The 7,051-nt window shown below is 68.6% G+C and carries 7 protein-coding genes and 1 pseudogene; 5 read left to right on the top strand and 3 right to left on the bottom strand.

The features are described 5' to 3' along the window. The 4 genes from DPQ64_RS18195 to DPQ64_RS18180 all read left to right on the top strand — a co-directional run. Positions 1-422 (top strand): heterodisulfide reductase-related iron-sulfur binding cluster (locus DPQ64_RS18195; protein WP_269814496.1); only part of this gene is annotated, 422 nt, incomplete at its 5' end. Between the two features lie 104 nt (positions 423-526). Further along, positions 527-829 (top strand): DUF7521 family protein, encoded by a 303-nt coding sequence (locus DPQ64_RS18190; RefSeq protein WP_232820629.1) that lies wholly within the window; start codon positions 527-529, stop codon positions 827-829. An 831-nt stretch (positions 830-1,660) separates the two neighbouring features. Next, a complete protein-coding gene (locus DPQ64_RS18185) occupies positions 1,661-2,443 on the top strand; it encodes an HpcH/HpaI aldolase family protein (RefSeq protein ID WP_115865709.1) in 783 nt (260 codons plus the stop codon). 7 nt (positions 2,444-2,450) lie between these two features. Next, entirely contained in the window at positions 2,451-3,836 is a 1,386-nt protein-coding gene (locus DPQ64_RS18180) for a threonine synthase (RefSeq protein ID WP_115865708.1), read from the top strand. Between the two features lie 14 nt (positions 3,837-3,850). Here DPQ64_RS18180 and DPQ64_RS18175 read toward each other — a convergent pair whose 3' ends face one another. Together DPQ64_RS18175 and DPQ64_RS18170 are read right to left on the bottom strand one after the other, a co-directional pair. Then, positions 3,851-4,099, bottom strand: a complete 249-nt coding sequence (locus DPQ64_RS18175) for a CDGSH iron-sulfur domain-containing protein (RefSeq protein ID WP_115865707.1) — start codon at positions 4,097-4,099, stop codon at positions 3,851-3,853. Positions 4,100-4,209: 110 nt separating this feature from the next. Then, complete coding sequence (locus DPQ64_RS18170) at positions 4,210-5,442, bottom strand: oxidoreductase (protein WP_115865706.1); 1,233 nt, start codon at positions 5,440-5,442, stop codon at positions 4,210-4,212. Positions 5,443-5,849: 407 nt separating this feature from the next. Between DPQ64_RS18170 and DPQ64_RS18165 the strand changes: the two genes are divergently transcribed. Then, entirely contained in the window at positions 5,850-6,401 is a 552-nt protein-coding gene (locus tag DPQ64_RS18165) for a hypothetical protein (RefSeq protein ID WP_115865705.1), read from the top strand. Positions 6,402-6,530: 129 nt separating this feature from the next. Here DPQ64_RS18165 and DPQ64_RS18160 read toward each other — a convergent pair. Continuing rightward, positions 6,531-7,051, bottom strand: a pseudogene (locus DPQ64_RS18160) (HTTM domain-containing protein); the annotation flags it as partial.

The following is a 7,051-nucleotide window of genomic DNA, read 5'->3' as shown; positions in this document are numbered from 1 at the left end:
GGGCGCGGCCCCGGCCCCCCGCCCGCGCGCTCGCCGACGGGGCGTACGGCGTCTGCGAGTACCTGGACCGGACCGGTGCGGTCGACCGCATCGACTTCGACGCGCCCGACGAACGGCTGGCCTACCACGGCCACTGCAACCAGAAGGCGCTCGGGACCGACGACCACGCCGCGAGGGTGCTCGACGCGGCGGGCTACGACGTGGCCGCGCTCGACTCGGGCTGCTGCGGGATGGCCGGCAGCTTCGGCTACCACGCCGAACACTACGACCTCTCGCAGGCCATCGGCGATATCCTGCGCGACCAGATATCGGAGGCCGACGCGGACGTGGTGGTCGCGCCCGGCGCGTCGTGTCGCTCGCAACTGGAGACCCACCGGCCGTCCCACCCGGTCGAGACGCTGGCCGAGGCACTCGAACGGTGACCGAGCGCGGAGTCCTCGCCGTCCCGCCGCCCGCTAATTATCTTCTGTGATACCGACCTACCACTTTTAAAACATTGGAACACATCCGCCAACGTAGTAGCGAAATGCAACCGATGGTAGTGGCTGGACTGCAACCGTTGGAAGTCGTGTACGTCAGCCTCAGCGTCGCGCTGGTGGTGGTGGGGCTCGCGCTCGTCGGGATGGCCGCTCGCGCGTACATCGAAACGGAGAATCAGGCGATGCTGCTGCTCTGCATCGGCTTCTGCCTCGTCGTCGCGGCGGCCGCGGCGACCACCTACAGCGCGTTCCTCACGGAGTTCTCGGCGAGTCGCGTCCTGCTGACCGTCAACTACGCGGTGACGACGGTGGGGTACGTCTTCATCGTGCTGAGCGTCCGCGCGCAGTAGCCGGGTCGTAGTTGGTATTTTTGAACGTGGTTCCTCCTTTCGCGCTGGCTTTCGAAGTTACGAGTGGGCTAGCTACTGCCGAGGCACGTGAGAGACCGCCTCACAACCGCGACCGCACCGCGACAGTAGGCCTCTCAGACCTTCCCAGCCTCAGTGGCCGCATGAACACCGCCGGAAGCAAGTTCCGACGAATCTCGACTCGTTTCACTCGTCGAGACGCCGTGGGAGCAACGCGCCCACGAGCCGTGGCTCACGTCGCTCGCCAAGACGCCAGCACGCGCCGGGTAGAGGTCGAATCATCGCGAACCCGGAGGAAAGACGAGTCAGCGATGCCTTTAGGAAGACGATCAGCGCGCGCTGACGGATGGACATCGGGCACAGAGCGCCGTCACCGCCGCCAGAACGACGGCGTGAAGATGACGAGCACCGATAGCAGCTCCAGCCGACCGATCCACATCAGGAACACCATGTACAGCTTCCCAGCGTGGCGATGGCGACGCTCGGCGCGACGAACGGGAGCGGGCCCTCGCCGTAGAAGAGCGCCAGAACGAGCAGGACAGCGGCGTGACGCCGATGTACTTCAGGACGGTCCCGACGAAGGCCACGCTCACCCGATAGTCGACGTACGCGGTGAGCGAACGGGTCATCGAACGTCCGTAGCTCTCGAACGGGGGACGGATGGCCGTTTCGGTAGGACCGGTATTTCGCGCCGAGCGGACGCCTTTCGCGGGATTTGACAGTCATCGTCCCGCGAGCGCGGCCGTCCTGCCGCGTCGCAATCGTCCTGCCGCGTCGCAAACCTACTTGCCCGTGGCCGTCCACGCCTCGGCCATGACCGACTCCCGAGCGAGAGAGTTCGAGGAGCGACTCCGAGCGCGCGAACCAGTCGTCGGCCACTGGCTCTCCGTGGGCCACCCGGCCGTCGCGGAGGTGTGCGCCCGCGACGCCGACTTCGCGGTGATCGACACCGAGCACGCGCCGACCGACCTCGAAACCGTGGCGAACCTCGCCCGGGCTATCGAATCCGCGGGCGACGAATACACGACCCCGCTCGCTCGCACGCCGTGGAACGACCCGGTGCGTATCAAGCGCCTGCTGGACACCGGCGTTTCCGGTGTTCTGGTGCCGATGGTCGAGTCCGCCGACGAGGCCCGTGCGGCGGTCGAGGCCACGCGCTATCCGCCGGAGGGCGTTCGAGGCATCGCAGGGTCGCGGGGTAACGACTACGGCCGGGACCTCTCCGCGCAGGTCGACAGCGCCACGCCGGACCCCACCGTGATCGTGCAGGTCGAGACCGAGCAGGCTGTCGAGAACGCGTCCCGGATAGCTGCGGTGGAGGGCGTCGACGCCCTGCTGGTCGGCCCCGCGGACCTCTCTGGCTCGCTGGACGTGTTCGGCGAGTACGAGTCCGACCGGTTCCGGGGGACCGTCGAGGACGTGCTCGACGCCGCCCACGAGTCGGACACTCCGGTCGGAACGCTGGCGACCACAGACGACGAGATCCGGCTCTGGGCCGACTACGGCTACGACTACCAGATCGTCGGCGTGGACGCGGGCTACCTCGCGGCCGGGGCCGAGCGCGCGCAGGACTCCTACCAGGACGCGATGGAGTGAGCCGGGAATGAGCGACGACGACCCCCAAGAACGCGACCCGCCCGCGCTCGTCTGCTACCGGTGCGGCGCGACCGCCGCGTTCCCCGACCGCCAGCGCTGTGACTGCGGCGAACCGCTCTGGTTCGACGCGAGCGGGAGAGCCGGGGCGTTCGACTGGCCGGACTCGAAGCCCGCAGCCGGTAATCGAACCGGAATCGGTCGCTACGCCGACCTCCTGCCGAGCGAGATAGCGCAACGAGTCGAGGGAGTCGACGGCGTCGCAGCCGCCGCGGGCGACACCCCGCTCGTCCGCGCCGCGCGCCTCGACGACGCCGCGGGGTGTACCCTCTGGCTGAAAGACGAGCGCGCGAACCCGACGGGGAGTTTCAAGGACCGCGGGAGCGCGGTCGGGGCGGCGTGGGTCGCGGGCGAGAATGCGGAGTCGGGCGCGAGTGCAGGGGTGGAGAAGTCCACAGCGGCCGAGACGGTGCCGAGCCACGCGGAATCCGGGGATTCCGCGTGGCTCGGCACCGTCTCGCACGGCAACATGGCGGTCAGCGTGGCCGCGAACGCGGCGGGAGTCGGCGCGAACGCGCTGGTGCTGGTGCCCGCCGACATCGCTCCGGAACGACTCGCCGCCATCGCGGCGTACGACCCCGAAGTCCTCTGCGTGGCGGGCGACTACGGCGCGCTCTACCGCGAGACCGTCGAATCGGACACACCCGTCGCGTTCGTCAACTCCGACTCCCCGCTTCGGGTCGCCGGCCAGAAGACCACCGCGCTGGAGATCTGCGAGGCGTTCGCCCGCGGGGACGGAGCGGGCGGCCCCGAGCCCCCCGTACCGGACGCCATCGTCCTCCCGGTCAGCAGCGGGGGCCACGCCAGCGCGGCGTGGAAGGCCCTGCGAGAGCTTGAGAATGCCGGCTTGCTCGGCGCGGACGACTCAGAAGAGTCGTCCGCGCCGAGCAGGCCGCGGCTCTACCTCGTGCAGGCCGCGGCCTGCGATCCCATCGCGCGAGCCTCCCGCGACGGAGCCGACGAGGTGACGCCGCTCACGGATCCCGGAGAGACGGTCGCCTACTCCATCGCCAACCCGGACCCGCCGAGCGGGACGCGGGCTCTCGCTGCGGCCCGGGAGACGGGCGGCGCGGTGGTCTCGGTGCCCGACGAGGAGATTCTGGACGCGAAGGACCTGCTGGCGACCGAGGCCGGATTCGCGGTCGAACCGTCCTCCGCGACCGCGCTCGCCGGAATTCGGACGCTCTCGGAATCGGGTGCGATCGGGTCTGAAGAGCACGCTGTCGCGGTGCTGACGGGCCGAGGATTCGGAGTAGCTGAAGGCCAACCGGAACAGGCGGGCGTCGAGACGGTTGCGCTCGCGGACGTGCGCGACCGGCTCCGGGAAATAGTCTGAGTTCGCGTGTGGGATTACTCCGAGCCCTCGTCGGCGAAGACGAACTCCTCGATCTCGCGGCGCTCGCCGTCGGCCGCGTCGTTCTCGTACTTGTACACCGCGTCGTCGGCCTCGCTCTCGGCGGCGCGGTGCGAGCCGTCGCAGAACGGGTAGTCGCCGGAGAGGCCGCAGAGGCAGACCGCGATGTCGCCCTTCTCGTCGTCGATGTCGCTCTCGTCGAGTTTGATCGGGCCGGTCGCTTCGTGAGTGATCTCGCGCGTCATGGTCGAGGTTGGGACGGCGCGCACGTAACGGTTGGCGTCCGGAGAACACGGTCGGCCCAATCGGGTGGTGCCGTGGAGAGTTCCACGTGACCACCCCGTACGGCCGAGACCTACCGCTCGTACGCGCCTTCCCGCTCCAGTTCGCCGCGCTGTCCTCGCTCCTCCCGCAACAGCCGAGCCGGAAGCCGTGGTTCGGCGTAGAACGGCCGCCCCATCCCCACCGCGTCGCAGGCCGGCGAAATTCCGGTGTCTCCCCCCGACGAGTCCCCGAGCAGTTCGTCGATCTGCTCTCGGGTCCGAATTCCGCCTTCTAGCAGGACGGGGATCGAGACCCGCTCGCGAACGCGGCGCGCGAGGTCGGCGTTCCACGCCGCGTCGAAGTCGTAGACCACTGCTTCCGCGCGGTTGGCCGCGGCGACGAGTGCGGCCCGCCAACGACTCCCGAACGCCGCGGCGTACCCCTCGCGGAAGCGCTCGTCGCGCCACGCTCGCTCGGGAAACTCGCCGCGCACGATGCTCATGTCCCAGAACGTCGACACCCGGACGGGTGCGACCGCGTCGTAGCCGACCCGGCCGAGGCGCTCGCAGATCTCGACCGCGTCGTCCGCGCTTAGCCGGCGGCGGACGAACGGCGGGGTCTCGGTCTCGGCGGGCACCTTGACGACCAGCGGGAGGTCGCCCGCTCGCTCGCGGATCTCGTCGTGGACGAGTTCCAGAAAGCGCACGCCGTCGGCGAACTCGTCGTCGCGGCGGTTGTAGAACGGCGAGAGGAACTGCTGGAGCATGCCCATGTTCGCCCCCGCGAGGTGGATTCCGTCGTAGCCCGCGTCGGCCGCGCGGGCCGCGGCGCGACCGAAGTCGGCTGCGAGGTCGTACACCTCCGCAGTCGTGAGCACGCGAGCGTCGAAATGTAGGAACCCGAGCCGGTCGAGCAGCCGGAGCGGCCACGGCGGTCGGGACACCGCGAGCTGCCGGAGGTCCGGGTTCGCCCGGCGGTACTCGGCGTGCCACGCTTCCAGACTCCGGAGGCCGCCGTGGTCGAGCTGGACGAAGATTCGCCCGCCGTGGTCGTGGACGGCGTCGGTGAGTTCCGAGAGGCCCGCCACGAACTCGTCGTCGGCGAAGCCGGTCATCGACGGCGCGACCCGGCCGCCCGACTCGCGGACGGGGGCCGCCCCTTGGAAGACGAGGCCCGCGCCGGACTCCGCGGCGGGTTCGAGTTCGCTCCGGAGTCGGTCGGCGGCGTCGGACCCCTCACCGGCACACTCCAGCAGCGGCGCGCGGTAGAGCCGGTTGGGGAGTTCCACACCGCCGATTTCGAGCGGGTCTTCGAGTTCGGGCACCGTGGCCCGTATTACGGCGGGTTTCCGCTAAAGCGTTTGGTCGGCGATGGTCCTGTGGGGACTGTTTACGTATTCGCTTTCGTTTCCGTTTTCGTTTGCGGAATCGTAAATGGAGACGGTAATTCAGGTGTGAATCGAGTGCTGGATCGGAGTTGCGGTACTCCATACCGGCTCGATTTCCTCGCTACCAAAATCTTTAAAACCCTGCATGGCGAATTATTACACAAGGAGAAAGGTCGGAAGTAAATCGGTGTCTTTTTCTATCAATTCCGCATAGCTACTTCTCCGGCGCCCGAGAGACAGGGTTCGGGCGCTTCCGTGTCGAATCGCGCGACAACCGAAGCGACCAGCGATGCGCGACGAGATAATTCGTCCAACCGTCGAGCGTCGCGACCACCGACAGCACCATGCCAGACACATCTCCGGAAGCCACCGACGCATCGCCGTTCGAATCGTTCTCCGACCCCGAGACGCTCCGCGAGCACGAGGACGTGCCCTACACCGAGAAGACGCGAATCCGCGACGACCGCGATCACTGCGCGACCGACATCGAGGGGAGAGCCATCGTCGGCGTCACCGACGACGCGGGCGACGTTCTGCTCGCGGTTCACGAGGAGGCTCCCGTCGCGAGTCTGCCTCATGCGGCCGTCGAATCGGGCGACGACTGGGTCGCAGTCGCCCGCGACGCGGTCGAGACGGTGACCGGCGTTCCGTTCGATATCGACGGGGTGGAGATCGTCCGCGAAATCGACCACGTCGTCGAGGGAGAGGACGAACCACAGGTCACCACCCACAACGTGCTCTTCCGCGCGTCACTCGCTGGCGACCGCGCGCGAGCCGACGATCCGAGCCTCGACGAGAACGACCACTGGGACGCCGACTGGTTCGGGGAGGTCCCGGACGAAGCGGCCGAGGCCGGAGACTTCGTGGCGGACGACGTGGGACAGTTCGTCGGCTGATCCTCGCCGACTGATCTCCATCGGCTGTCCTCCGTCGAGTTCCCAACCGAAGGACAGCAGGCACCGGCCGACTACATTCGTTCACGCAACCCCAATTGGAAACGGAGTCTCAAACGTCTGCGAACACGTTCATCCGCCAGTCGACGAGTTTCGAGCGCAGGAGTGGACGAACAGCTCGTGGCGCTCGGTCGTCTCCGGCTCGTCGAGCCGGACGCGCTCCTCGACGAACACCACCCTGATCTGCTCCATCTGGGTTCCGTGGCCGGCGTTCCACTCCCGGCAGAGGTAGTCGGCGAACGCGGTGCCCAGCGGCTCGTTCTCGCTGCGCTGGAGGTCGGCGAGGTACTTGTACCAGCGCACGCCGGGGTAGGTCGCCGACACGTCCGGCGGGCGGTCCCACTCGACGCCGCCGCCGTGGAACGCGTCGCGGGTCTCCCCGGATTCGAGTCGACCGGCCACCACGTACCAGCCGTCGTCGATCCGGGGCTCGGGCGCGAACATGTCCCAGCGGTACTCCTCGGGGTCGACCGACGACGAGACCGTGTCGGGCATCGCGACGTAGCCCAGCGTCGCCGCGTTCCACAGTAAGACGAGCGCGAGCAGGCAGCCCACCACGGGCGGTCGCGCGGTGGCCGCGCCGCGGCGCGGCC

The organism is Halorussus litoreus (assembly GCF_003382685.1).
Lineage (GTDB): Archaea > Halobacteriota > Halobacteria > Halobacteriales > Haladaptataceae > Halorussus > Halorussus litoreus.
Note: the sequence above shows the minus strand (reverse complement) of the source record. Positions and strands in the feature narration are given on the sequence as shown.

Bases quoted from the DNA above. Each gene is read 5' to 3' on its own strand.
- DPQ64_RS18190 (WP_232820629.1), top strand. From the start codon at position 527: ATGCAACCGATGGTAGTGGCTGGACTGCAACCGTTGGAAGTCGTGTAC.
- DPQ64_RS18185 (WP_115865709.1), top strand. From the start codon at position 1,661: ATGACCGACTCCCGAGCGAGAGAGTTCGAGGAGCGACTCCGAGCGCGC.
- DPQ64_RS18180 (WP_115865708.1), top strand. From the start codon at position 2,451: ATGAGCGACGACGACCCCCAAGAACGCGACCCGCCCGCGCTCGTCTGC.
- DPQ64_RS18175 (WP_115865707.1), bottom strand. From the start codon at position 4,099: ATGACGCGCGAGATCACTCACGAAGCGACCGGCCCGATCAAACTCGAC.
- DPQ64_RS18165 (WP_115865705.1), top strand. From the start codon at position 5,850: ATGCCAGACACATCTCCGGAAGCCACCGACGCATCGCCGTTCGAATCG.